General features: G+C 45.3%; 23 protein-coding genes, 4 tRNA genes and 1 pseudogene. 5 read left to right on the forward strand and 23 right to left on the reverse strand.

The window, feature by feature from the left end; translation table 11 throughout:
• Positions 1 to 13: 13 nt before the first annotated feature.
• The gene (locus tag IUA53_RS20290) at positions 14 to 676 is read right to left on the reverse strand and encodes an IS4 family transposase (RefSeq protein WP_231401145.1); all 663 of its coding nucleotides are present in this window, start codon (positions 674 to 676) and stop codon (positions 14 to 16) included.
• Positions 670 to 1,194 (reverse strand): hypothetical protein, encoded by a 525-nt coding sequence (locus tag IUA53_RS20295; RefSeq protein WP_231401146.1) that lies wholly within the window; start codon positions 1,192 to 1,194, stop codon positions 670 to 672. The genes IUA53_RS20290 and IUA53_RS20295 overlap by 7 nt, the downstream gene beginning before the upstream one ends.
• Positions 1,195 to 1,624: 430 nt before the next feature.
• Here IUA53_RS20295 and IUA53_RS12675 point away from each other — a divergent pair, with 430 nt between their 5' ends.
• On the forward strand, positions 1,625 to 2,164 hold the full coding sequence (locus IUA53_RS12675; protein WP_052806618.1) for a hypothetical protein: 540 nt from the start codon (positions 1,625 to 1,627) through the stop codon (positions 2,162 to 2,164).
• A 468-nt stretch (positions 2,165 to 2,632) separates the two neighbouring features.
• On the forward strand, positions 2,633 to 3,061 hold the full coding sequence (locus IUA53_RS12680; protein ID WP_044446789.1) for a ferritin-like domain-containing protein: 429 nt from the start codon (positions 2,633 to 2,635) through the stop codon (positions 3,059 to 3,061).
• A gap of 127 nt (positions 3,062 to 3,188) precedes the next feature.
• Here the strand turns inward: IUA53_RS12680 and IUA53_RS12685 are convergent, their stop codons facing one another.
• The 3 genes from IUA53_RS12685 to nadA all read right to left on the reverse strand — a co-directional run bounded on the left by IUA53_RS12685 (position 3,189) and on the right by nadA (position 5,750).
• Positions 3,189 to 4,091 (reverse strand): SDR family oxidoreductase, encoded by a 903-nt coding sequence (locus IUA53_RS12685; protein ID WP_044446788.1) that lies wholly within the window; start codon positions 4,089 to 4,091, stop codon positions 3,189 to 3,191.
• Positions 4,092 to 4,462: 371 nt separating this feature from the next.
• Positions 4,463 to 4,552, reverse strand: a tRNA-Ser gene (locus IUA53_RS12690).
• Positions 4,553 to 4,694: 142 nt separating this feature from the next.
• On the reverse strand, positions 4,695 to 5,750 hold the full coding sequence (nadA, locus tag IUA53_RS12695) for a quinolinate synthase NadA (protein WP_044056614.1): 1,056 nt from the start codon (positions 5,748 to 5,750) through the stop codon (positions 4,695 to 4,697).
• 262 nt (positions 5,751 to 6,012) lie between these two features.
• On the opposite strand from nadA, the gene IUA53_RS12700 reads away from it, so the two are divergent.
• Together IUA53_RS12700 and IUA53_RS12705 are read left to right on the forward strand one after the other, a co-directional pair.
• Positions 6,013 to 7,206, forward strand: a complete 1,194-nt coding sequence (locus IUA53_RS12700; RefSeq protein WP_196897212.1) for an ISL3 family transposase — start codon at positions 6,013 to 6,015, stop codon at positions 7,204 to 7,206.
• A 30-nt stretch (positions 7,207 to 7,236) separates the two neighbouring features.
• A pseudogene (locus IUA53_RS12705) lies at positions 7,237 to 7,650 on the forward strand (ISL3 family transposase); the annotation flags it as partial.
• 42 nt (positions 7,651 to 7,692) lie between these two features.
• Here IUA53_RS12705 and IUA53_RS12710 read toward each other — a convergent pair.
• From IUA53_RS12710 to aspS, 15 genes are all read right to left on the reverse strand, one after another.
• Positions 7,693 to 7,768, reverse strand: a tRNA-Lys gene (locus IUA53_RS12710).
• 88 nt (positions 7,769 to 7,856) lie between these two features.
• A tRNA-Lys gene (locus tag IUA53_RS12715) sits at positions 7,857 to 7,932 on the reverse strand.
• Positions 7,933 to 7,957: 25 nt separating this feature from the next.
• A tRNA-Lys gene (locus IUA53_RS12720) sits at positions 7,958 to 8,033 on the reverse strand.
• A gap of 319 nt (positions 8,034 to 8,352) precedes the next feature.
• Positions 8,353 to 9,147 carry a tol-pal system protein YbgF gene (ybgF, locus tag IUA53_RS12725; protein WP_044446709.1) on the reverse strand — a complete coding sequence of 265 codons (795 nt, stop codon included), beginning with the start codon at positions 9,145 to 9,147 and terminating at the stop codon, positions 8,353 to 8,355.
• Positions 9,147 to 9,713, reverse strand: coding sequence for a peptidoglycan-associated lipoprotein Pal (gene pal / locus IUA53_RS12730; protein WP_044056611.1), 567 nt, complete (start codon positions 9,711 to 9,713; stop codon positions 9,147 to 9,149). The genes ybgF and pal overlap by 1 nt, the downstream gene beginning before the upstream one ends.
• Before the next feature lie 40 nt (positions 9,714 to 9,753).
• Positions 9,754 to 11,109, reverse strand: coding sequence for a Tol-Pal system beta propeller repeat protein TolB (tolB, locus tag IUA53_RS12735; protein ID WP_044056610.1), 1,356 nt, complete (start codon positions 11,107 to 11,109; stop codon positions 9,754 to 9,756).
• A gap of 4 nt (positions 11,110 to 11,113) precedes the next feature.
• The gene (gene tolA, locus IUA53_RS12740; RefSeq protein ID WP_044056608.1) at positions 11,114 to 11,893 is read right to left on the reverse strand and encodes a cell envelope integrity protein TolA; all 780 of its coding nucleotides are present in this window, start codon (positions 11,891 to 11,893) and stop codon (positions 11,114 to 11,116) included.
• Positions 11,894 to 11,905: 12 nt separating this feature from the next.
• On the reverse strand, positions 11,906 to 12,331 hold the full coding sequence (gene tolR / locus IUA53_RS12745) for a protein TolR (protein ID WP_044446707.1): 426 nt from the start codon (positions 12,329 to 12,331) through the stop codon (positions 11,906 to 11,908).
• Positions 12,332 to 12,361: 30 nt separating this feature from the next.
• Complete coding sequence (tolQ, locus tag IUA53_RS12750) at positions 12,362 to 13,054, reverse strand: protein TolQ (protein WP_044056605.1); 693 nt, start codon at positions 13,052 to 13,054, stop codon at positions 12,362 to 12,364.
• Entirely contained in the window at positions 13,044 to 13,442 is a 399-nt protein-coding gene (gene ybgC, locus IUA53_RS12755; RefSeq protein ID WP_196897213.1) for a tol-pal system-associated acyl-CoA thioesterase, read from the reverse strand. Before ybgC ends, tolQ begins: the two co-directional genes overlap by 11 nt.
• 418 nt (positions 13,443 to 13,860) lie before the next feature.
• Entirely contained in the window at positions 13,861 to 14,865 is a 1,005-nt protein-coding gene (gene ruvB, locus IUA53_RS12760; protein ID WP_044056601.1) for a Holliday junction branch migration DNA helicase RuvB, read from the reverse strand.
• A 26-nt stretch (positions 14,866 to 14,891) separates the two neighbouring features.
• Positions 14,892 to 15,512 (reverse strand): Holliday junction branch migration protein RuvA, encoded by a 621-nt coding sequence (gene ruvA, locus IUA53_RS12765; RefSeq protein WP_044056600.1) that lies wholly within the window; start codon positions 15,510 to 15,512, stop codon positions 14,892 to 14,894.
• Positions 15,513 to 15,568: 56 nt separating this feature from the next.
• Entirely contained in the window at positions 15,569 to 16,087 is a 519-nt protein-coding gene (gene ruvC, locus IUA53_RS12770) for a crossover junction endodeoxyribonuclease RuvC (protein WP_044056598.1), read from the reverse strand.
• A complete protein-coding gene (nudB, locus tag IUA53_RS12775; RefSeq protein ID WP_044056597.1) occupies positions 16,087 to 16,527 on the reverse strand; it encodes a dihydroneopterin triphosphate diphosphatase in 441 nt (146 codons plus the stop codon). The genes ruvC and nudB overlap by 1 nt, the downstream gene beginning before the upstream one ends.
• A 3-nt stretch (positions 16,528 to 16,530) precedes the next feature.
• Positions 16,531 to 18,291: an aspartate--tRNA ligase gene (aspS, locus tag IUA53_RS12780; RefSeq protein WP_196897214.1), complete on the reverse strand. Its 1,761-nt coding sequence runs from the start codon at positions 18,289 to 18,291 to the stop codon at positions 16,531 to 16,533.
• A gap of 166 nt (positions 18,292 to 18,457) precedes the next feature.
• Between aspS and IUA53_RS12785 the strand changes: the two genes are divergently transcribed.
• Complete coding sequence (locus tag IUA53_RS12785) at positions 18,458 to 19,387, forward strand: DUF72 domain-containing protein (RefSeq protein ID WP_231401148.1); 930 nt, start codon at positions 18,458 to 18,460, stop codon at positions 19,385 to 19,387.
• 17 nt (positions 19,388 to 19,404) lie between these two features.
• On the opposite strand, the gene IUA53_RS12790 is transcribed toward IUA53_RS12785, so the two are convergent.
• Genes IUA53_RS12790 through IUA53_RS12800 form a run of 3 tightly spaced genes read right to left on the reverse strand, consistent with a single transcriptional unit; the run spans position 19,405 to position 22,731 of the window.
• Entirely contained in the window at positions 19,405 to 20,745 is a 1,341-nt protein-coding gene (locus IUA53_RS12790; RefSeq protein WP_044446703.1) for a sigma 54-interacting transcriptional regulator, read from the reverse strand.
• A complete protein-coding gene (locus IUA53_RS12795) occupies positions 20,742 to 21,332 on the reverse strand; it encodes a hypothetical protein (RefSeq protein WP_196897215.1) in 591 nt (196 codons plus the stop codon). Before IUA53_RS12795 ends, IUA53_RS12790 begins: the two co-directional genes overlap by 4 nt.
• A gap of 1 nt (position 21,333) precedes the next feature.
• Complete coding sequence (locus IUA53_RS12800; RefSeq protein WP_044056593.1) at positions 21,334 to 22,731, reverse strand: sensor histidine kinase; 1,398 nt, start codon at positions 22,729 to 22,731, stop codon at positions 21,334 to 21,336.
• Positions 22,732 to 22,815 lie beyond the last annotated feature (84 nt).

A 22,815-nucleotide genomic window follows, 5' to 3' on the forward strand; every position in this document is an offset into this window, starting at 1 on the left:
ATGTGCTTCCGGCCTAGGCCCCATCTACTATAGAGCTGTACCATTTAAGTGCAGCTTCCCACTGTCGCATGGTAAACCGTATTCGACACGCGATAGCTCTGAGGCCGAGGTAGTGGAATGAGAGGACGTTTCTTTTTTCGGTATTCGTTTGGAATCGGCGATGTTTTTTTGAAGAGATGAGCACCATACCCAGTAATATAGCAACAAGTGACGCTAACGTGGTCAGCAATACTAGTATTGTTAGACGCTGCTTTTTAACACTTTTGTTTTGTTCATAACCAAGCCCGAACTTGGTGCTTTTCATATCTCTGAACCCTTCTTCAATCTGCATGCGCTGGCGATAAATAGCAACGACTTGTTTCGATAAGCTTCGGTGAGATGCGAGTGATGTGGCTAATAGCCACGGGTCTTTCGCCCCCTGCGCATGCACTTTTGAGCACTTTGAGGCTTTGCGCGTACCATCTGGATTTGAAGCATGTCGTCCTTTAGATTTCTGTTTAAACAGAACTAGCGTGCAGGTAAAGGGGTTGCTCCTTACTATTTGGCTGTTATCTAAACGCTTCGGTCGACAGGTTGCTTGTGCGTAAAGATGACGAATACATTGCCACGTATTTCCTCTATCAAGCGAGTAAAAATGTGGCTTGCGGATACGCCCAACAATATCCCATCCTAGCACCTTAACTTCTCTAAACCGAGGCGATTATACCCTGCGTCGGTGACGATAATGGGGCGACAGTGAGAAGGTAATATCGCGTGCAACGTCTTTAAAAATATTTTGTCTGTGGCTGGTTTCTCTTTCGTCTTATTGCAGTGCTCTTTTTGATAGTGTGTGATGGGCCTACCTTTCAAAGATATCGCCGCGCGTAACAGAAAGTGCTTTTTACGGTCATCCAAATCTGACCCATCTATAGAGATAACGGGGCGTGAAGTGTTACCACAAAATAGTTGGCCGATAGATGCATAGATAAGCGGCACTTCACCAAGCAGATTGGGGTTTGAAAGCAAACGGTCAGCACGTTTAATGCGATGTTTCTCAAACGCTCTGGTGTCAATGCCTCGGCCTATGCTGGTTACGGTTGCAGCGCTTCCATTAAGCAGGCTTTTGACGCACGCCGTTACCGCATCCTGACCAGTTTTATGCATTTTTAAGCTGACAAGCGATACGACTTTGTTCACAATAAACAGGGCATTCATGGTAGTTTGGTCTCAGTGATGTTTGGCGAATGATCTGATCACCAAAGGTCATGAATGTTCCTATCTTTTTTATCTCACTGATTTCGCTATATTATTTGTGGGGATACCTCAGACTCTGACCCCATTATTTTTGCCTTAATGTTTACTTATGTGTAAGCGTCTAATTTTCCAAAGTATTTAACATTATTTGTTGAAAAGTAGTCAGTTATTTTTACATAAAATTTAAAAGGGGTTTGAAAAAAAACTAAATTATTGATAATTAGTAATAATTTTTATTGGTTTGCTTTTTGCTTATGTTGCTCTGCCAAGATGATTTTGGATAACACTATATTGTATATTATATAAGGGAATAATAATGCACTGCAAATCAATAACACAACTTTTAGTTGCCTCTTTACTGTATTTCACAGTTACTAATGCACATTCTACAATGATTTTAAACATAGATTCTGGCACAACCTTAGTTGGGGTACAAAACCTCAATGTTGATGGCACCCTCTATAATGTAGAGTTTATCAAGGGCACATGTTTTGATGTCTTTGGCTCATGTGATAGTTCTGCCACATTTGTGTTTTCTAACGAATCGAGTGCCTTGCTTGCTGGGCAAGCACTATTAGATCAAGTATTTTTAGATTTGGTCTCTGGTGAAAATTTCGATACCGAACCGGGTACATACCCCGCACAAGGGTGTGGCAACTACTGGTTATGTGAGTCTATAATACCATATGGTGCGAATACCTCTCATGTTCAAGGGGTTGTAGTGATAAATGCACGTCCCGGTTGGGCAGGTTCGGCTGGACCTGATGGCACAGGACTGGATTCAGTCTCAAACGTTGGCACAAGCTTAGTGACTGGCCTGGAAACTTCCTATGCGAGATTTACGTTGGTGGAGGTTAGCAGTCCGAGTGTCTTTATATTGCTTTTACTGGCGATGAGCACAATCATACTGCGTCAAAAGGGACGCAGCTAATATAAAATGTCATTCATCATTGCTTGGCATTTTACGTATTCTTCATTTATATCACGGTTAGTATAATGCATATGTGTGTTACTAACCTGTGCTTGTGTTCTGATTGTTCTTATAATTATTAGGCAGCATATTTAGCATTAGTTAAGCGCTATCTGTTTGTATTTCAAATATATTTTCGGTGGCGTGAGAAGCCGACAACTCAATTCTTGATAGCTCTCCAATATATAGAATTTCCATTTAATGGGGTCAGAGTACATTTTGAGGCCATTGAATTAATGGGGTCAGAGTACATTTTAAGACCTTTCGCCTTTTATCCGTAAAAGTACTCTGACCCCATTTTTTTATGCCTTACTTAGTGTTAGCAGACAGCGTCAGCCCACTGGCCAATGCTTGAATATAAAAAATAGTTAATCTCCTTGTGAATTTGCTCGTACAAATTATTTTAATCGGCATGTCAAGGAGAACATCATGTCTTCAACTTCAAAAGTGTTATCGGAACTATGTCATTTAGATTTTGATGCCTTAGCGGCCTATGAGGCCTCGCTCGAGCGAATTGAGGATCTTACTTTGAAGGAAACCATCGCTACATTTAGAGACGATCACAAGTCTCACATCGACGCGCTTAACAATATGTTGACGCAACGGGGTGAAGATAAGGTAACTGACGCAGATTTTAAGAAAGTACTGACTAAAGGGAAAGTTGTCATTGCAGGCCTTATTAACGACAAAGCTGTCTTAAAAGCCATGGTAGTTAATGAAGAGGTAACGACAAAAGCCTATGAAAAGGCATTAGATCACGAAGACTTCTCTGTTGCAGAACGCGTCATAATCGAAAGACACTGGGCTGATGAGAAGCGCCATAAGCAATGGTTTTCTGATGCAGCAGAGCGACAATAGCAATAGTGTTAACTGGGACTGCCTCTGTTTCCATGCAATAGAGTCGTAGTTCGACAATGCAAATCATAAAAAAGGGCGATATTCATCGCCCTTTTTTTAATTCTCGTTTATCAACTAGAGTCGTAGGCTAAGGGAGGTGTTTGCCCCCTGTAACCCCTAAGATTTCTGCAGTGACATAACTAGATTCTTGTGAAGCCAAATACACGTATGCAGGCGCGAGTTCTGCAGGCTGCCCAACGCGACCTATTGGCGTGTTTTCACCGAAATTGGGGAGTTTGCCTGGCGCTTGTCCACCGCTTTGCTGAATGGGTGTCCATATGGGACCTGGCGCAACGCCATTAACCCTAATGCCCTTTTCAATCAGCATTTTCGCGCAGGATTTCGTGAATGAGGTAATGGCCCCTTTGGTTGAAGCGTAGTCTAGTAAGCCTGGGGATGGTTGATAGCTTTGAATCGACGTGGAATTGATGATACTGCCACCGGGAGGCATATATTTCGCAGCAGCTTTAGTGATCCAAAACATAGCAAATACATTGGTTTCGAATGTGGTTCTAAACTGCTCTGTGGTTAAGTTTTCGATATCTTCCACAAACTTTTGTTTACCGGCATTGTTCACAACAATATCTAAACCACCTAAGAAGCCCTTCGCTTCATCAACCAGAGAAACACAAAAGTCTTCTTCTTTGATATCGCCAGCGATACCTTTCGCGCTAACACCCGCTTCTTTCAATATTTCTAACGTCGACTCCCCGTCCACTTTTTCAGAAGGAAGGTAATTAATCACGACATCTGCGCCTTCCCGGGCAAAGGCTATAGCCACTGCACGTCCAATGCCTGAATCACCGCCAGTCACCAGCGCTTTGCGTCCTTTCAGTCGCTCACTCCCACGATATGTGGTTTCTCCGTGATCTGCCGATGGGTCTAATTTTTTATCCAAAGCGGGATCAGGTTGGTCACTGTTATAGTGGGTATGGTCGCTATCGTACTGAGTACGTGGATCGGTCATCGTGTATTGGTCTTGCTTCGACATAATTGCTCCTCCTTAATGAAATACACGTCATCATTTGTATCACTCACCTTCTCAGCCTGCATGACTCATGCCGATGGGTAGAAAAGAACAACCGTTTAACTAGGCACACTATAAATGGCAAGATATTGTAATTAGCTGTTGAAAAATAAAGAAAAGTAAGAAAGGAGATGGGTAGATTTACGTTTAAAATCTAGCAGCATAGACCCCAATATTTCTGTGCTCAGTAAAACCTACTTATTATGGAAATAATATACACGGACAACGTGTGTAGCAATGAAGGCGGAGCATGAAAAAGTAATCGCCACATGACATATAGTGAGTATATTTATTACGAGCACAAAAAAACCGGCGCAAAGCCGGTTCTTCGAATTTGGCGGAGAGAGAGGGATTCGAACCCTCGTTAGGTTTAACCCTAAACACACTTTCCAGGCGTGCGCCTTCAGCCACTCAGCCACCTCTCCAAATTGTCTTGTTTTGCATTGAGCAAAACATGTAACTCTGTGTTGCAATGTTGCAGCGCGCGTATAGTAGGTAAAGCGGGCTAGTTAATCAAGACGTAGCTTAAAAAAATCGAACAACTGCCCATTTAATGAACGCTTGAGTTTACAAACCCTGCTTTGCTTTTAAATCGGCGGAAAATGCCAACATGCGATCGAGTGGGATAAGGGCGCGTTCTCGTAAACTGTCGTCTACAAAAATTTCGTGGCCACTCGCACCTTCTGTTAACGACGCCTTAATCGCTTCTAAGCCGTTCATTGCCATCCAAGGGCAGTGAGCACAACTTTTACATGTAGCGCCGTTACCGCCTGTTGGAGCCTCAATAAAGGTCTTGTTAGGCGTAAGTTGCTGCATCTTGTAGAAAATACCCTTATCGGTTGCCACAATGAAGGTATCGTTGTCCATGGTTTGTGACGCTGCAATTAATTGGCTGGTAGAGCCGACGGCATCGGCCATATCAACCACACTGGCTGGCGATTCAGGGTGAACTAAGATAGCGGCATCTGGATACAGGGCTTTCATGTCTGCCAGCTTTTGCGCTGAAAACTCATCGTGCACAATGCACTCGCCTTGCCACATAAGCATGTCGGCACCCGTTTGTTTCGCAATGTAAGAGCCTAAATGACGATCCGGACCCCAAATTATCTTTTTGCCTTCGCTGTCTAGGTGCTCAACAATTTCTAACGCAATACTAGATGTGACTACCCAGTCGGCACGCGCTTTTACTGCTGCCGATGTATTAGCATATACCACGACGGTATGATCAGGATGTTGATCGCAAAAAGCACTGAACTCTTCTACCGGGCAGCCAATGTCTAAGGAGCACGTTGCTTCTAGGGTTGGCATCAGTACTGTTTTTTCAGGGCTGAGAATTTTAGCGGTTTCACCCATGAAGCGTACGCCAGCCACGATTAAGGTTTGCTCTTGTGCATCGCGTCCAAAACGCGCCATCTCTAACGAGTCTGCTACACACCCACCGGTTTCCTCGGCTAGGGCCTGAATTTCATGGTCGGTGTAATAGTGTGCCACTAATACGGCATTGCGCGCTTTAAGCAAAGACTTAATCTCAGCTTTAAGTGCTGCCTTACGGGCATCTGATAATGGCTGTGGTTTAGCTGGAAACGGATACTCTACCTGTTCCACACGAAAAGCTACTGACATTGACCTACATCTCTGTTGCGACAAGGGCGTGGATTATACCCAACTGTCATAAAAATTACACACTACTTAGGTAAGTACAATGATGTTTTTTTCAATGGTTTTATTCTAAAAAATTGAATATAAAGCGTACAGCGGGGTTAACATCCCTATGCGACGATTGATCATCTGTATGACTAGCATTAATGTGGCTCTTCATCATTAACGGGGGACATCCGCATTCATTAAACTGATTTTGCGAAGAATCATTTAATGGAGAGTACAGATGTCCCACGCAGGTACTATTTTAGGCATAAGTGAGTTAGAAATAGAACGTGTTCATCGACATGATTTTATTGAAGTGTGGGCGAAGCCTACTAAAAAGCCTCTATGCAAGCATTGTGAGAGTCGACATTTACGCATAAAAGCCACACATAAGCGCACTGTAAAGCACACGCGTCAAGGTAATCAGGTGCTAACGCTACATTTAAAGGTGCCTAAGTATCATTGTCGATGCTGTGGTCGTTATTTCAGGCATCCTTTTGTTGGGATTCGGCCTCGCTATCGGGCATCAGAGTGCTTTCGCTTGGAAGTCTTTGAGGCGCACCACGGCGGTGTTACGCAGCGTGGCATCTCACGCACACATCGCATTAGTCCAACTACGGTAGAGCGGTGGTACCAATCTCATATCAGCCAAAAATATAAAGAGATTATCAGTCGCCCCTGCCCCGAGATGTTGGGGCTAGATGAACACTTTTTTACCCGTAAGAAGGGTTATGCGACGACGTTTGTAGATTTACGACATCGTAGTGTGTTTGATGTAAAACTGGGACGTTCTGAATTAAGTTTACGCTCGTATTTGCGCCACCTTCCCAATAAAGAGAACGTGAAGCTCATCGCGATGGATTTGTCCGAAACGTATCGCAGCATTGCTAAAAAGTACTTTCCTAACGCGACAATCGTCGCTGACCGTTTTCATGTGGTGCGCTTGATCAACCATCACTTCTTAAAAGCGTGGCAGCAACAACACCCTGAAGGACGTAAAAATCGGGGTTTACTTAGTTTGATGCGACGACATCAATGGCATTTAAGCGAAGAGAAAAACAGCAACCTACAACGCTACTTAGCTGACTATCCGGTGTTGAAAACACTGTATGAGGTCAAACAGAAGCTCATCAGGTATATGCTGTTAAAGACTATGAATGAAAAACGAATGGAGAAGACATTACCGAGGTTCTTAGACTTGCTTGAACAGTTACATCACAGTCCACTTCGTGCACTGGCCAATACCTTAACTTCGTGGTTGCAACCTATCATCGCCATGTGGCGCTTTACACGAAACAACGGGATCACTGAAGGCTTCCACAACAAAATGGAAATGATATCGAGAAGAGCGTATGGTTTTAGAAACTTTGAAAATTATCGAATAAGAGTGATGACCCATTGTGGATGGGATGGTGTTATCAATAGGGTAAGGTGAATGCTTATCCCCCGTTTATGGGGTAGAGCCATGCGACGGCATCAATGGCGACTAAACGAAGATAACAGAGCAAACTTAGACCGTTACTTGGCGAACTACCCCGTCCTACGCGCATTGTATATAACGAAACAAAAGCTTATCCGTTTCGTGCTGATGAAAACGATGAACCAAAATCGGATGGAAAAAAAGCTACCTCAATTCTTAGAGTTACTCGCACAATTGCATCAAAGCCCACTCAAAGCCTTAGCGAAGTCCCTGACGTCCTGGCTACAACCGATAGTGGCAATGTGGCGCTTTACACGGAACAACGGCGTCACCGAAGGCTTCCACAACAAAATGGAAATGATATCGAGAAGAGCGTATGGTTTTAGAAACTTTGAAAATTACAGAATAAGAGTGATGACCCATTGCGGATGGGATGGTGTTATCAATAGGGTAAGATGAGTGCTGATCCCCCGTTTATGGGGTAGAGCCATACGCACTTGATGGTGGGTCGTGCTGGATTCGAACCAGCGACCAATTGATTAAAAGTCAACTGCTCTACCAACTGAGCTAACGACCCATCAAGTGACACAACAACTGTTCGTGTTCTTTTGAACCGAACCACAAGCTTTTTATGGGCTTGAACTGGTTGCTTTGCTTTGAAATGATGGTGGGTCGTGCTGGATTCGAACCAGCGACCAATTGATTAAAAGTCAACTGCTCTACCAACTGAGCTAACGACCCATCATTTTTGAGCTAGGAGAAGAAGTGGTGGGTCGTGCTGGATTCGAACCAGCGACCAATTGATTAAAAGTCAACTGCTCTACCAACTGAGCTAACGACCCTTCTTTCCTACCGTTGCCTGTGTCTTGGCAACGGCGGCATATAATACTCAGATTTTTTTCTGACGCAACCCAAAACCCCTTTTTATTTTCATTTTTCTGTCAAAAACCTTCCAAGCGGTCAAAATCAGTACAAATCGTTCGTTTATTCTTCCTTTACGGCAAAGATAACGTTGAGTTTGGGATGAATCGAGACGTTACTTTTTGTACACTTCTGTCCTACTCATAGGCAGAAAGTTTGTTAAAACCTAAGTACTTAGTATGAGTACACAAATTTTCTTAGGCTAGATTAAAAAAAACCTCTCAAATGAGAGGTTTTTATTTAAAGGTTGTTTAATCTCGATGATGCTAATCGCGTGGCCGAGGAGTTTGGATACTCATCGACAACTTGCTGAAATAGCTGTTTCGCTTGATTAATATTACCCGTGCGTTCAGCAATAACACCTAGCTTTAATAACGCGTCTGCCCGCTTACTAGAATCAGTAAAGCGCGTCACGACAGTATTAAACTGCTCACTGGCTTCTGCCCATTGCTGCTTATTAAACAACAATTGCCCAAGCCAATAGTGCGAATTCGGCGCATATTCACTATTAGGAAAGCGTTCTATGAACGATTGAAACGCAGGAATAGCTTTGTCGTATTCCCGTGACTTAAGAATAAGGTTCACAGCGCTGTTGTAGGCGTCTTCCTCACCCTGCTGGGTAACTTGCTGTAGCGCTTGTCTTGGCGTGGCTCCTGATGCGCTTACCGACGACGTAACGGCGTTACCTGTGGAGCTTGTGACGCCATTTTGCTTAAGCGCTTCTACCCGCTTATCTATTTCTAGATACAGCTCCCGTTGGCGCTCTAGCACTTTTTCCAGCTCGTTGGTATTCACCTCTACCGCACCACGAAGTTCATCAACTTCATTTTGCATATTGTCTAGCTGAGCTTGCAAACGGTGCTGCATTTCAGTGCGGCTTTTTACGATCCGTTCTAATACTGCTATGCGCTGCTCGAGATCGTTACCGCCGTTAGCATCGTATACGGGTGCTTGCGCGCTTGCGTAACTGGAGACGACAAAGGCGGCACCAAAGGTGACGCCTAATTTAAGTTGTCTTAAAGAGGGATAAGCCATTATCGGTAAACAACCACTCCGCGACGGTTCTGTGCGAATGCATATTCAGTAGAACCCATTACCGCTGGCTTTTCTTCACCATAAGAAACCACTGAAATTTGGCTGCTGCTTACGCCAGCATTCATTAGGTAAGTTTCAACTGACTGGGCACGACGCTCGCCAAGCGCAATGTTGTACTCAGGGGTACCACGGCTGTCAGTGTGACCTTCAATTGTCACTTTAGTACCTGGATTTTTCACCAAGAATGCCGCGTGCTTATCAAGCAAACGTTGGAACTCAGGTTTAATACCTGAACTGTCGAAGTCGAAGTAAACTGTTTGTTCGTTCTTCAGCGCTTCCATTTCTTGCTGAACCATTTCTTCTTGACGCTTCAAACGCTGTGCAGCTTCTGCTTGCACACGCTCAGCTTCTGCTTCACGGGCTTCTGCTTCAGCGGCGGCTTGTTCTTGTGCTAAACGGTTACGCTCAGCGGCTAATTCTTCTTCGCTAGGACCTGAAGAACAGGCCATCATTGTCACCACTGGCAAAGCGATAATGAAGCTTTTCATTACTTTATTCATTTGCATCCTACTAATCCTTAAATTTTATTGTTTACTGTATCAGTGTTTAGAACAAAAATGGTGACCAACTTGGTGCTTTTACCTGCCCATCGGCTGCTGGTAACCTAGCTTTAAAACGCCCATCAAGAGAAACAAGCGATAACACTTGTGTACCCTCGTGTAGGGTGCTGTATATAATCATACTGCCATTGGGTGCAATACTCGGCGACTCGTCCAAATAGGTTCTTGTCAGCACTTGAGGTGAACTACCGTCTAACGGTTGCTTAGCAATATGGTAGTTCCCATTGGTCTGATTGACCACCACCATTTGCTTTCCGTCAGGGGTAATTGTACCTCCGAGGTTTTGCTCACCAACGAAGGTAACGCGTCTTACCTTCTTAGAATCTAAATTTACGCTATAAATCTGGGGTTTACCACCCCGTTCCGAGCTAAAAATTAACCCACTACCATCTGGCAGCCAGGCAGGCTCAGTATCAATCGCACGATTACGTGTAATTCTACGCAAGTTTTTTGTCGCAAGATCCATGATATAGATCTCTGGGTTTCCATCTTTCGATAACACCATAGCAAGTTGCTTGCCATCTGGCGAAAACGCCGGGCTACTATTTATACCAGGAAAATCGGTAACGCGGGTACGCTCACTCGTGTAAATATCCTGTATAAATATCTGCGGGCGACGATTTTCAAAGCTAACGTAAGCCAATTTTTCACCATCCGGCGACCATACTGGCGACATCAACGGCTCAGGAGATGAAAGTAAGCGCGTTTCGTTTTCCCCATCATAATCGGCAATAACAAGTTGATACGGCTTTTTGTGCGTATCTCTGTCCCGTACTATGACATAAGCAATGCGTGTAAGGAATGCGCCGCGTACTCCTGTCAGTTTTTCATATACGACATCACTAATTCTATGTGCATACTGACGGAAATCTTGACCATCAATTACCGCCTGGCGTGCAACAATGACATGGCTATTGCTGGTGACTAGCTCACCGTTTTTAAGCACTTGAGCTTGCCCACCATCTAATTGCCCTTTCAGCACATCGATAAGCTGGTAAGACACCACATACTTGTTTGCGCCCTGCTCATCAATACTGCCCACAAGCACGGTATCCACCCCCATTGTGGCCCAAGCACTATAATCAACATCTTCTGCCGTTTCAGGGTACTGTGGCATGTCATTGGTGGACACCGGATTAAACTTACCGCTGCGCATTAAATCGGCCATCACCACTTCTGAGATTTCACCGGGTAGTGCTCCTTGCCCTTTCCACTTAAAAGGAACAACCCCAATGGGCCGAGCACTGTTCATCCCTTCTGTGATGACTATTTCCAAGGTAGCGAACACCTTAGCACTAAACACCATTGCAATGGCTGCTATCCATAAACCTCGTATTTTCATTTCACTACAGTTCCACTTTTAAGTTGATATCTTTTAGCTGTTCGTACACATCTGGCGCAGTTGACACTGGTAGCTCTTCTGCTCGCCTGACGGCACTCTCGGCGGCGCGACATAAGGCATCATTACCGCCAAGTACACGAATACTGGTGACGAACCCTGTGGTCGCCAACTTTATATTTAGCCGGCACACCTTCCCTTCAAAACTATCGTCATAATAGAGGTTACGCTTAATAGTCTGTTGAATAAGCGCGGTGTACCTCTCTACCTCAGTGAGCACCTGCTTGCGACGTCTAGCTTGCTGCGCCGCCTGCTCCTGTGCTAACTGCTCTTGCATTATTCTTTCCATTTCCGCTTTTTCTTTCGCGTCTTTTTCTTTTTGTAAGGCTTCCGCCTTCTCGCGGGCCTCTCTTTCTTTGCGTTCTTTCTCTTTTTGCGCGGCTAATCGCTCTAATTCTTTTTGCCGCTTCGCTTCTGCCGCTTTTGCTTCCCGTTCTGCCTTCGCACGCTTAGCGGCTAGCGCCTGCTGGCGCTTTTGAGCTGCGGCTTCTTGTGCTTTACGCTGGCGCTCTGCTTCTTTGGCACGCGCTTGCGCTTCTGCTTGAGCTTGGGCACGCTTAGTATCGGCAATTTTTTGTGCATCTATAAACGTTGCTTCAATTAACGGTGCATTTGAAGGAAGACTAGGTAAGGGATCTGGCGAAAAACTGACGCTAATTAGCAACAGGGCCGCCACTACCGTGTGCAGCCCTAGGGATTTATAAATGGCAACAGATGATGCTGTCATAAAAGGGTTACCCTACTCCGGCTCTACAGGATCTGTCATTAACCCAACTGAGGGTACACCCGCACTTTGCAATAGCACCATTAATTGAATCACTTCGTTGTACGCAACCTGACCATCTCCCTTCACTACCACTGGCGTGTTTTCATCTTTTTGAAGCTGCGCTTGCACTATTGCTGCAAGTTCGTCTTTGTCGATAGGAGATTCTTGGTCATCACCAACATTTAAATAATAGCGGCCTTTCACGTCTACCGACGCAATAATGGGGGGATTGTCTTCTTGCTCAATAGGGTTGGCACTTGCTTTAGGAAGATCTACCTTTACCCCTTGTGATATTAATGGTGCGGTCACCATAAAAATAATGAGTAGTACCAACATAACATCGATGTAAGGCACTACGTTTATTTCTGAAACCGGTCTTCTGCGTTTTCTCACGTACATAACAAGTCCTCGCTCGTGTGTGAAGTTAGCTTAGGCTTGTGGTTGTTGTGCTTGCGACGCCATGGCTTGGCGGTGCAATATGGCAGAAAACTCTTCCATGAAATTGCCATAGTTATTCTCTAACTTCTCAACCTGATGGCTAAAGCGGTTGTATGCAATAACAGCAGGAATTGCCGCGAATAAACCAATCGCTGTGGCAATCAAAGCTTCAGCAATACCTGGCGCAACCATTGCCAAGGTGGCTTGTTGCACTTCACCTAGCGCGATAAAGGCATTCATAATTCCCCATACGGTTCCGAAAAGGCCAATATACGGGCTAATGGACCCTGCGGTGGCGAGAAAAGGCAGTCGACTCTCTAATTCTTCTACTTGGCGCGACATGGTAACCCTCATAGCACGATAGGTACCATCAACCACACCATTTGTGCTGGTGTTCGACTTCCTCAAACGGACAAATTCTTTAAAACCCGCACAAAAGATGCTGCCCATGCCAGTCAGGTTGTTTCGCGCAGAAAGTTCTTGATAAAGACGGTTTAAATCTGCGCCTGACCAAAACTTGTCTTCAAACTGGCGCATTTCTTCTCGTGCTCCTGATAACGCTCTACTTCTTTGAAATATAAATGTCCAAGAGGCAATGGATACACTCAATAAAAGCAGCATGACCAGTTGAACGATAAAGCTGGCCTGTAGAAAAAGTCCGATAAAAGTAAGATCAGATGACACGCGAAATTTCCCCTAATAATGTACGTGGTAAACGTCTGGGCTTCATTGAGTCCAGATTAACACAAGCAACGAGCACCTCGGCGGTGACCAATATCGTTTCTTGTTTATTTTTAATGGTTTGTTTAAATGTCATGCTAGCGCCTTTTAATTCTACAACCTGAGAATCAATACTCAACAACTCATTAAACCGAGCAGGCGCATAATTATGCATTTCAACGCGTTTGACGACAAAAGCGACCGATTGTTCCATTAATGTGTCTTGCTCGAAGCCTAAGCAACGTAACCACTCTGTACGGGCTCTCTCCATAAACTTTAAATAATTGGCGTAGTACACAATACCACCTGCATCGGTATCCTCGTAATACACCCTCACCTGATGTCGATGCATAACTATTCCTTTACCGTCAATAAAATTAATCTATAAATACAAAAACAACGCACAACCCAACGGCAACTCATCGCTAAATTTCACCGCCACATCCTACTATAAACGCCACTTTAAATCATTTTTTGACGCACGATTAACATATAAATAACACATTAGATATTCTAATGAATTAAAACAATTTTACTCAATTGTAAGAATTCTGCGCTTACCTATAATACGCAGCATCAGTCGTACAGAGCGTAATGGTGGCAAGCACGGTTACGCTAGAGTTTTTCTCTTGTAAGACATGAGTTCCCTGGATTTATTTCCTTCAACACTTGTTGTTTTCGCCCGCTCAAATGAGCGGGCTTTTTTTTGCTTTCAATCCTTTGTTTTGAATAAAACATGGCAGTGCTTTAACACTGCCATTAGAAAAGGCTTAATTTGAAGGTGTAAAACCAAAATGAAGATAGGCTCGTTGCGATACTATTCGGCCTCTGGGAGTGCGTTGTAAAAACCCCTGCTGAATAAGAAACGGTTCAATGACGTCTTCGATGGTTTCTTTTTCCTCACCGATGGCAGCGGCCAAGTTATCCAACCCTACAGGCCCACCATCAAACTTCTCTATAATGGCAGTTAGCAATTTACGATCCATGTAATCAAAGCCTTCTTTATCCACATCCAGCATATCGAGTGCTTTAGCCGCTATCTCAGCGCCCACCGTGCCATCGGCTTTAATTTCAGCGTAATCTCGCACCCGTCGAAGTAAGCGGTTTGCGATACGAGGCGTACCTCTTGAGCGACAGGCGACTTCTTGAGCGCCTTCTTCACTCATGGATAAATTCAAATAACTTGCGCTTCGTGCGACTATGCTGGTGAGATCTTTAACGGAATAAAATTCCAGACGCTGTACTATTCCAAACCTGTCTCTTAGCGGTGATGTTAGAGAGCCAGCACGGGTGGTTGCGCCCACGAGAGTAAACGGAGGTAAATCCAGCTTAATTGACCTAGCCGCAGGCCCTTCGCCAATCATAATATCCAGTTGATAGTCTTCCATGGCGGGATAAAGTATTTCTTCCACCACGGGGCTTAATCGATGAATTTCGTCGATAAAGAGTACGTCGTTACGCTCTAGGTTTGTCAGCAAGGCCGCTAAATCACCTGCCTTTTCAAGTACCGGGCCTGAGGTGGTTTTAATGTTCACGCCCATTTCGTTAGCCACAATATTGGCTAACGTGGTTTTACCCAATCCTGGCGGGCCAAAAATGAGCAGGTGATCTAAGGCATCGTCACGATTGCGTGCCGCTTGAATGAAGATTTCCATTTGCTCACACACATGGGGCTGACCGGTATAATCGTCCAACATTTTTGGCCGAATGGCGCGGTCGATAACTTCATCTTCGCTGCTAGCATCCGGCGTGATAAGTCTGTCGGCTTCTATCATGATTGCTCTGCTTATTTAAATGTAATTTATATGGCCGCTTTGAGGGCTTCACGAATAAGCGCTTCGCTTTCCATGCCTTCGCTATACACGCTGTCGACAAGCTTACTCGCCTGCGCAGGTTTGTAGCCAAGTGCAATAAGCGCGCTTTGTGCTTCTTCACGGGTGTCGTTCACTTCAACAAAGGTATTGGCAGATAACAAATCGCTACTCGGTGGCGGTACTGCAATACTTTGTGCTTTACCAAACTTAGCTAATCTGTCTTTAAGTTCAACCACCAAACGTTCTGCAGTTTTTTTACCTATACCGGGCAAGCTCACTAAGGCTGACACATCTTCGTTTTGTACACTGGCAAGAAATTGCGATGCTGACATACCCGATAATATAGCAAGCCCTAGTTTTGGACCGACACCATTAGCTTTAATCAGTTCGCGAAACAAGCCTCGCTCCATCTTATCGGCGAAACCAAAGAGTAACTGCGCGTCTTCCCGTACCACGAAATGGGTATACACCACCACTTCGTCGCCTACTGCGGGAAGTTGATAGAAGCTGGTCATAGGCATATGAATTTCGTAGCCAACACCGGCTACATCAACAAGAATTTCTGGTGGCTGTTTTTCAGCCAACGTACCGCGAATTCGTCCAATCATGAAAAGTCTCTTTGCTTAGCTTTATAAAAGCGAAAGTTAGGATTGGTTCTAGCAGATTACCGTAGTCGGCCACGTACCGTTTTACGTGCTTGCCCCGCCATATTAATAAGGCTTTGTTCAGTATTGGCATGACACAAGGCAACCGCTAAGGCATCAGCCGCATCGGCTTGTGGCGTACCACTTAAATTCAATAGATGCTTCACCATGTGTTGCACCTGTGTTTTATCGGCACTGCCCTTTCCTACCACAGCTTGCTTTATTTGCCTTGCACTGTATTCAGCCACGGGCAAACTTGCCTGCGTTGCCGCCACTATCGCTGCCCCTCTTGCTTGGCCCAACTTTAAAGCTGAATCGGGGTTTTTCGCCATAAAGACTTGCTCAATTGCAAATTGCGCAGGCGAATACTGTCGAATAATGTCACTAATGCCAGTATAAATATTCGCTAATCGCGCGGGTAATTCTGCCGTACCAACACGAATACAACCGCTGGCTACATACACCAATTTACCTTGCTTTCGCGCAATTAAACCGTAACCGGTAATCCTAGAACCTGGATCTATACCCAGTATAACCATTAAGGCACACTCGGTACAAACAAAGATACCGCTTCTTTATTTGAGGGGGACCACAAACGGGCTAATGCATCTTCTTTGGACACCCATTCATACTGAAGATGTTCAGTAAGCACGAGAGGAAGCGCGCTGTCTATTTGTAATGAGAATACGTGCTCGGTATTAAATACCGTACCTGGAGGATAGCGGTGACGCCAGCGGTTACGTATTTCGTATTTGTTTTGTTTGTTATGGTTATTCAACACAAAGCCGTGAATATTGGCATCGATACCAATTTCTTCTGCCACTTCACGACGCGCCGTTTCAGCGGGAAGCTCCCCTTCTTCCAACGCACCGGTTACCGATTGCCAGAAAGTGGGATCGTCTTTGCGCTGCAGCAATAGCACTCGGTGGTGTTGGTCATACAACACCACCAGCGCTGATTCTGGCTTTTTATAGGCCATAAATTAAGGTTGCTTCTTCACCGTGGCGATAGCTAAGTCTTCAAGCTGCTGCGGATTAGCAGGGCTTGGGGCGGACGTTAGCGGGCACGCTGCCGTGGTGGTTTTAGGGAATGCCATCACATCACGAATAGAGGTTGCCCCGGTCATAAGCATAACCAAGCGATCTAACCCGAATGCAAGCCCTGCGTGTGGTGGCGCACCAAAACGAAGTGCATCCAGTAAGAAACCAAACTTGTTCTTCGCTTCTTCGTCGTCAATACCAAGAATATTGAATACAGCCGACTGCATGTCTTCATTGTGAATACGTACCGAACCACCACCAAGCTCTACTCCATTTAGTACCATGTCGTAAGCATCTGACAATGCATCAACGGGGTTGGCTTTAAGCTCGTCAGGTGTTAATCCACGAGGCGCAGTGAAAGGATGGTGGATAGCATGAAGCTGGCCATCAAACTCTTCAAACATTGGGAAGTCTACAACCCAAAGTGGCTTCCAGTCACCGTCGAGTAAGTCGAAGTCTTCGCCAAGCTTAAGGCGAAGCGCACCCATGGCTTCAGTCACTACGGTATAATTATCTGCGCCGAACAGCAGAATATCACCAGCCTGCGCACCTGTGCGCTGAATAATGGCATCAGTAATATCTTCGCTTAAGAACTTAAGAATAGGCGATTGCAAACCTTCTTGGCCTGGTGCGAGTTCATTGACTTTAATCCAGGCTAAGCCTTTCGCACCATAAATACCCACAAACTTTGTGTATTCATCAATTTGCTTACGTGACAGCGACGCACCGCCTGGGACACGTATAGCCGTTACACGGCCTTTCGGGTCTTTTGCTGGTCCGCTAAACACTTTAAATTCAACGGATTCAAGCAGGTCTGCCACATCGGTTAATTCTAATGGGTTGCGTAAATCAGGCTTATCGCTACCAAAACGTTGCATGGCTTCGGCGTAAGTCATGCGCGGGAAGTCACCTAAATCAACATCAAGCATTTTACTAAACAAATCACGAATCATGCGTTCAGTGATAGACATAACACCGTCTGCATCTAAAAACGTGGTCTCAATATCGATTTGGGTAAACTCTGGCTGACGGTCGGCACGTAAGTCTTCGTCGCGGAAGCACTTAACGATTTGATAGTAACGGTCCATGCCCGACATCATCAGCAGTTGCTTAAACAACTGAGGAGATTGCGGCAGGGCAAAAAACTCGCCTTTATGAGTACGACTAGGAACTAAATAATCCCGCGCACCTTCAGGGGTTGCTTTGGTTAAAATAGGCGTTTCAATATCTAAAAAGCCTTCTTCTTCTAGGAAACGACGAACAGCACCAGTGACTTTGGCACGAAATTGTAAGCGCTGGCTCATTACAGGACGACGAAGATCAAGGTAGCGATAACGAAGACGTTGCTCTTCCGAATTTTCCTGATTCCAATCAAGAGGCAACACATCCGCTTTATTGATGACCTCTAGGCCTGTCCCTAGAATTTCAATTCCGCCCGTGCGCATATCTTTATTCATTTGGCCTTCGGGACGTGCACGAACTTTCCCCGTTAGCTTAACGCAAAATTCACTACGTAGCGTATTGGCAACCGCTAATACATCAGGTAAATCAGGGTCGAACACAACCTGTACAATGCCCTCGCGATCGCGAAGATCTATAAAGATAACGCCACCTAGGTCGCGACGCTTGTTAACCCAGCCACAAAGCGTGACTTCTTGTCCAATGTAAGATGAATCGATATTCCCACAGTAATCTGTGCGCATGGTCCTTGACCCCTGATATTTTTTCTTGCTTAACACTATGGTTAACTGGCTTTGTAGCGCGTTAGAAATGCTCTACAATGGCGCTCAAATTTGCGCGGCGTAACCATCTTGCTCAATGTATTAGTTTAAAGGCCGCATAGTATAAACAAATGCGCCGTAAAGCCCAATGACAAATGTAAACTATCCCACTTCTGGCAATAATGAGGTTTCTGGTATCACGCACAACGCCCATTCCCTCCCTCCCGTTTTTATCGGCTTGCCTATGTGGCAGCATAGCCATTGGCCGCAAACCTGGTTTGCTGGCCTGCCAAAAGCGCAAAGTCAGCTCGTTCAATACGCACAAGAATGTAATACGGTTGAAGGGAATACCACCTTTTACTCGCTTCCTCATGCCGATGCGGTAGAACGCTGGGCTGCTTCTGTACCCGAGCACTTTTCGTTTACCTTTAAATTTAGTCAAAACATCACTCATGTTCATCAATTGAAGCATTGCGAGGAAGACGTTCAAGCGCAGTTAGCTCTGTTGGCTGGGTTAAAAAACAAACTGGGCCTAATGATGGTGCAACTCCCCTCCCAATTTGGCCCTCAAAAGCTCAATGACCTCGAGCGCTTTTTGACAATGCTGCCTGACACTATAAGCGTAGGTGTGGAAGTTAGGCACCTTGATTTTTTTGCCAAGGGTGAAGCAGAAAAGGCATTTAACCAGTTACTAATTAGGAATAATGCGAACCGCATCATGATGGATACCCGGGCACTTTTCACCGGCCCTTGTCACGACACGCTATTAAAAGAGGTGAGAGAAAAGAAACCCCGAGTGCCTGTGAATGTCATCGCAACCGGCGATAAACCAGTTGTGCGCTTTGTCGGCAATAATAACGAGGTAGACAACGAAAGCTGCTTACGACCTTGGGTAACGAAAGTGCATCGGTGGCGTTGCCAAGGGAAAACGCCTTACGTGTTCTGTCATCGTCCAGACAATAAAGACGCCCCTTGGTTGGCGCAGTTATTCATCGATATGTATAACACCGCCTTCCCAACAACGCCTTTACCTAACCTTTCGCTAAAGGTGAACCCCACACAAGATGCCTTGTTTTGATGCTGCGTGGATAGCCGTTAGCGAAAATCCGCCGCATCGAGTTCGTGTTTCTTCATCAGCTTGTGCATGTCAGTTCTATTTCTACCGGCTAACTCAGCGGCACGTGTCACGTTGCCATCAGTCATTTTAAGTAACTTGAATAAATACTGTTGCTCAAACGCGTCTCGGGCTTCAGTCAGTGTAGGCCAACTTTGCTTGGTGGCAGATAACGCCTGCTCAACCAAATGTAGTGGAATAACCGGCGTTTGCGTAAGCGCCACACATTGTTCAACCACATTCACCAGCTGACGCACGTTCCCAGGCCAAGACGATGTGACTAACTGCTGCATCGCATCATCGGAGAATTGGCTGACATTAACCCCATGACGCTGAGCACTTTGTTGAAGCAGTGAACGTGCAAGCAGAGGTATGTCTTCACTGCGCGCTTTAAGAGAAGGCAGCTTTAAATTCACCACGTTTAGTCGGTAATATAAATCTTCCCGAAAAGTACCTTCTTCCATCTCTTTATGTAAATCTTTGTGCGTGGCCGAGATAATACGCACGTCAATATCGACATGTTTACTACTGCCAACTGGCCGGATTTGACGTTCTTGTAAGGCCCGCAATAGCTTCACTTGTAACGTCATTGGCATATCACCAATTTCGTCTAAAAATAAGGTGCCCCCATCGGCCTCTCGGAACAAACCAGGATGGGCTGATACCGCCCCGGTAAATGCCCCTTTGGCATGACCAAATAATTCAGATTCCAGCAAGTTTTCCGGCAGTGCGCCACAGTTAATGGCCACAAAGGGTTTATTGTTTCGGTTGCTCGCTTTGTGTATCGCATTGGCTAATAATTCTTTACCTGTGCCGCTAGCACCGCTTATCAGTACAGACACTTCTCGCTGTGCAATACGATAGGCTTGGTCAAGTACATTCAGCATATCTGGCGAGCGAGTGATGATATCTTTCGCCCAATCCCCAGGCTGAGCCGCTTGTGACTGACTCAACGCTTTTTGCAAAAGCGTACGCAGTTCGTCATGATCAACCGGTTTAGGTAGAAAGCCAAACACACCGCGCTGCGTGGCAGAAACAGCATCGGCAATGGTGCCGTGGGCTGTCATCAAAATAACCGGTATATCTTTTCTGATGCCCATGATTTCTTCAAATAAACTAAGGCCGTCTAACCCAGGCATACGAAGGTCGCTGAGTACCACGTCATAACTGTCGTTTTGTAATTTTTTAAGTGCACTTTGCCCGTCTTCAACAGCGGTCACTTGATAACCTTCTCCTTCAAGGCGAATGGTTAATAGACGCAAAAGGCTTTTATCATCATCTACTAGCAGTAGCTGTGGCTTGTCGACATTGGGCTCATTCACTGTTGATTACTCCTGCTCTTGTCCATCAATGTTGCTTCTATTTGTAATAATTCTTCTAATTTACGCTGCTGTGCGTCTAGTTCTTTTTGTAATGATTTTAATGCCAGCGCATTGTGCGCATTTTCTTTACTCAATACGCTCATGGCCGATTCTAGTTCCATCTGCTGTTTATTCGGTTTAACAGCAATGGTTAACAGTAAGGTTTTAGACAGCTCAGTAAATTGATCGGTAATATCGTCTAACGCTAGCTGGGCACGCAGTTTATCCTGATACGGTGTATCTGTCGGTAAGGTGAGAAAAAACTGACGCAGTTTGTCTTCCTCGGTTTTCCCTAATTGGGCGATGGCTTCTTTTCGTTCACTCCACGGCGTACTGTCAGCATCTAACCACAAATTCACCCAAAACCTGACATCGCAATTCGCAGGGAAACCTTCTGGCGCATGGGTAAACCAGCAAACGTTGTGCTCAACAACTTGCGGCTGAGTCGGGGGTGTTTCTTGCGGCGTCACCTCAGCCGTTTTAGATTCTGACAGGACACTACACGCTGACGTCAACGCAATCGCCAGCATCAATACTATTATTCTCATTTTATTTTTCCTGTTGCGGAATTGTCACTCTAAAGCATACATCGGCATAGTCTACATCAACTACCTTAACATCGCCGTGCATTAAGCGCGCACAATCGGCAACTATCGACAACCCTAGTCCTGTTCCAATAACATTGTCGTTTCTAGGCTCCGCACCTCGTGTGAAAGGCTCAAAGAGGGTAGCCACCGAGGACTGAGGAATTTTTTTGCCTCGGTTGGCAACGTCTAATACAGTGAACTTGCCCGCTTGATAAATATGTACGTTGATGGGTCTACCCAATGCACCATGTGCCACAGCATTGGACACCAAATTATCAAGAATTCGGCGAAATAATTCTTCATCAATCCATGCGCTATCTACATCAACATTCACGATGACTTCACGTTCTTGCAATGCCAGTGCATAGTCTTCCAAACAGGCATCCACCAGCTTTTTAGGTTGCGTTTGCACGTGTTTGGGTTGCGCTTGTTGCAATAGTAAGTTGTAGTCTAATAGCTTTTCCACCAAGGTATTCAGGCGTTGCGTACTGCCGGTAAGTAATGAAAGCACTTCCTGCTGAGCATTATTTAATTCACCCACCACATTTTCAGACAATAAACTACACCCCTCTTTAATACTGGCCAGTGGCGTCTTCAGCTCATGGGCTGCATGGCGCAGTAATGCGGTTCTGATGTGTTCTAGCTGCTGAAGCCTGTCGTGCAACCAGTGAAGATCTTTTTCAACGTCAATCAGCTCTCTGGGGGCGTGGCGCGATAATGGGGGCAAGTCCCCTTTTTGGTGAGCCACAATACGAATAATTTGCTTTAATTTATTGACTGGATTAACAATAAGTTGGCTGCCAAGCAAAATTAGCAGCAAAGACACACTCACCAGCATGGCTGTTGACCACGCTTGCTTCGCTTGCATGGCGTTTAAATCGTCTTGCTGAACTTTAACGCGGTTTGCAATGGCATTTTCAACTTCCCCTCGTAGCGCAGTAACGCTACTGGACACCGACGCTAAATAGGCATTTAGTAAGAGTTGATCTTCTATATTTCGATAGTCTGACAGCTGAGACAATTGTTCGAAGAGCGGGTCACAAGTGGCTGGAACCGACAGTGCTTGGCATAAATTATCAGCCGCCACTGCAAATTGGTCGAGGGCGTTATCAGACAGCGCAGCGACTTTTTCATTTCTAATCACCGTAAATTGACGAATACTACGCTCTAGTGCCGTCACCGCACCATCCAAACGCTGCATATCGCCGACCACGTCTACCACATAACGGGTTTCTAACGTGGTCATTTTCCCCACTTTCGCTAGATCACTTTGACTTTGCCAAAGCAATGCAATGAGTGGAATAAGTGCCAGTACAAAGCTGCCTAACGTAAGTTGGCGTAGCGAACCGAATTGAACCAGACGTTCGCCAAACGAGAATTTGTCGATCAGAACCTTATCCTTTCTAAATTATTACCTTACCGATAAAATGTGTCGGGAAGGTCA

Source organism: Alteromonas sp. B31-7, from assembly GCF_015767655.1.
Classification (GTDB): Bacteria; Pseudomonadota; Gammaproteobacteria; order Enterobacterales; family Alteromonadaceae; genus Alteromonas; species Alteromonas australica.

Excerpts from the sequence above, each read along its gene's own strand:
- IUA53_RS20295 (WP_231401146.1), bottom strand. The coding sequence starts at position 1,194 with ATGAATGCCCTGTTTATTGTGAACAAAGTCGTATCGCTTGTCAGCTTA.
- IUA53_RS12675 (WP_052806618.1), top strand. The coding sequence starts at position 1,625 with ATGATTTTAAACATAGATTCTGGCACAACCTTAGTTGGGGTACAAAAC.
- IUA53_RS12680 (WP_044446789.1), top strand. The coding sequence starts at position 2,633 with ATGTCTTCAACTTCAAAAGTGTTATCGGAACTATGTCATTTAGATTTT.
- IUA53_RS12685 (WP_044446788.1), bottom strand. The coding sequence starts at position 4,091 with ATGTCGAAGCAAGACCAATACACGATGACCGATCCACGTACTCAGTAC.
- nadA (WP_044056614.1), bottom strand. The coding sequence starts at position 5,750 with ATGTCAGTAGCTTTTCGTGTGGAACAGGTAGAGTATCCGTTTCCAGCT.
- IUA53_RS12700 (WP_196897212.1), top strand. The coding sequence starts at position 6,013 with ATGTCCCACGCAGGTACTATTTTAGGCATAAGTGAGTTAGAAATAGAA.
- ybgF (WP_044446709.1), bottom strand. The coding sequence starts at position 9,147 with ATGGCTTATCCCTCTTTAAGACAACTTAAATTAGGCGTCACCTTTGGT.
- pal (WP_044056611.1), bottom strand. The coding sequence starts at position 9,713 with ATGCAAATGAATAAAGTAATGAAAAGCTTCATTATCGCTTTGCCAGTG.
- tolB (WP_044056610.1), bottom strand. The coding sequence starts at position 11,109 with ATGAAAATACGAGGTTTATGGATAGCAGCCATTGCAATGGTGTTTAGT.
- tolA (WP_044056608.1), bottom strand. The coding sequence starts at position 11,893 with ATGACAGCATCATCTGTTGCCATTTATAAATCCCTAGGGCTGCACACG.
- tolR (WP_044446707.1), bottom strand. The coding sequence starts at position 12,331 with ATGTACGTGAGAAAACGCAGAAGACCGGTTTCAGAAATAAACGTAGTG.
- ybgC (WP_196897213.1), bottom strand. The coding sequence starts at position 13,442 with ATGCATCGACATCAGGTGAGGGTGTATTACGAGGATACCGATGCAGGT.
- ruvB (WP_044056601.1), bottom strand. The coding sequence starts at position 14,865 with ATGATAGAAGCCGACAGACTTATCACGCCGGATGCTAGCAGCGAAGAT.
- ruvA (WP_044056600.1), bottom strand. The coding sequence starts at position 15,512 with ATGATTGGACGAATTCGCGGTACGTTGGCTGAAAAACAGCCACCAGAA.
- ruvC (WP_044056598.1), bottom strand. The coding sequence starts at position 16,087 with ATGGTTATACTGGGTATAGATCCAGGTTCTAGGATTACCGGTTACGGT.
- nudB (WP_044056597.1), bottom strand. The coding sequence starts at position 16,527 with ATGGCCTATAAAAAGCCAGAATCAGCGCTGGTGGTGTTGTATGACCAA.
- aspS (WP_196897214.1), bottom strand. The coding sequence starts at position 18,291 with ATGCGCACAGATTACTGTGGGAATATCGATTCATCTTACATTGGACAA.
- IUA53_RS12785 (WP_231401148.1), top strand. The coding sequence starts at position 18,458 with ATGACAAATGTAAACTATCCCACTTCTGGCAATAATGAGGTTTCTGGT.
- IUA53_RS12795 (WP_196897215.1), bottom strand. The coding sequence starts at position 21,332 with ATGAGAATAATAGTATTGATGCTGGCGATTGCGTTGACGTCAGCGTGT.